Genomic DNA, 1,277 nt, shown 5'->3' on the forward strand with positions numbered 1-1,277 from the left:
GACCTGCCCGACCGGCTCGCCGAGGCGCCGGGCTGGCCCCAGCGCTTCGCGATCGTGGTCGGGGAACTGGTGCGGCTCGCCGGGGCAGGGGCACCGGCCGATGCACTGGTGGAGTGGACGTGGTCGGAGCTTCAGCGGACGGGCGGACAGGCGCGGATCGCGGAGCTGGCACGGCGCTCGGGCTGGAGCGTGCGGCACGTGCGCGCGCGCTTCGACGAGGTGACCGGCGTCCCGCCCAAGGTCGCAGCACAGGTCATCCGGTTCGAGCGTCTGCACGCGGAGCTGGGGAGCCGGAGTCTCGGGGCGCTCGCCGTCCGGCACGGCCTCTCGGACCAGAGCCACCTCACCCGGGAGGTGCGGCGCTTCGCGGGCGAGTCGCCCCTTGCCCTCGCGCGGGCCCGGCGGCCCACCGCGTTCACCCTGCTCGGGACACGCCCTCTTCCCTCCCCGTCCTCGCAGACGGTGTGACGAGTCCTGCCTCGACCGCGGAGCGTCACACTCGGCCCTCCCCTTCCCCGGATTGACCGCGCGGCCTATATTTTGACCATGCGGTCAAACGAGGCGTCGGGTGACTCCCCGACCTTCACGGAGACGGCCCGCCGGGCCCAGATCTTGGCGTGCGCGATCGAGGCCATCGCCGAGTCCGGGTACGGACGGGCCTCCCTGGCCGAGATCGCCCGCCGCGCCGGCGTGAGCAAGGGCGTGGTCTCCTACTACTTCACGTCCAAGGACGAGCTGCTGGCCCAGGTGGTGGTCGACGTCTACCGCCGCGCCGGGGCCGCCATCGCGGCCCGGACCGACGCCGAGACCGACCCCTCGGCGGTGCTGACCGCCTACGTGGAGGCGAACCTCGCCTTCCTGGGCCGGCATCCGACGGACATCCGGGCGGTCACCGAGATCGTGATGAACCTGCGCGCCCCGGACGGCGCCCCCCGGTTCGCCCCGTCCGGGGCCGACCCGGTGCTGGCCCACCTGGAGCGCCTGCTGCGCGACGGGCAGGAGACCGGGGTCTTCCGGGACTTCGACGCCCACGCCCTGGCGATCCTCGTCCGCGGGGCGATCGACACCGCCTCCGGGCGGCTGGTCACCGACCCGGACTTCGATCTGGGCACCTACACCCGCGAGCTCGTCTCCGTGGTCGGGCTCGCGACCCGGAAGAGACCCTGAGGAGAGCGCTGTGAGCGTCCCGGACCCCACCCCGCGGCCGACCGTTCCCCCTGCCGGGACACCGCCGGACCGGATCCCCGCGCCGCCACCGGCCCCGGCCGGTGGTGCGG

General features: G+C 74.3%; 2 protein-coding genes. Both read left to right on the forward strand.

Annotated features, from left to right (window positions below):
- A partial coding sequence (locus tag ACXAGC_RS20360) for a helix-turn-helix domain-containing protein (RefSeq protein WP_474846829.1) occupies positions 1-468 on the forward strand: 468 nt, incomplete at its 5' end.
- Positions 469-612: 144 nt separating this feature from the next.
- Entirely contained in the window at positions 613-1,167 is a 555-nt protein-coding gene (locus ACXAGC_RS20365; protein WP_474846831.1) for a TetR/AcrR family transcriptional regulator, read from the forward strand.
- The last annotated feature ends 110 nt before the right edge of the window (positions 1,168-1,277 follow it).

It is taken from the genome of Alteromonas sp. AWJ4_197 (genome assembly GCF_056160285.1).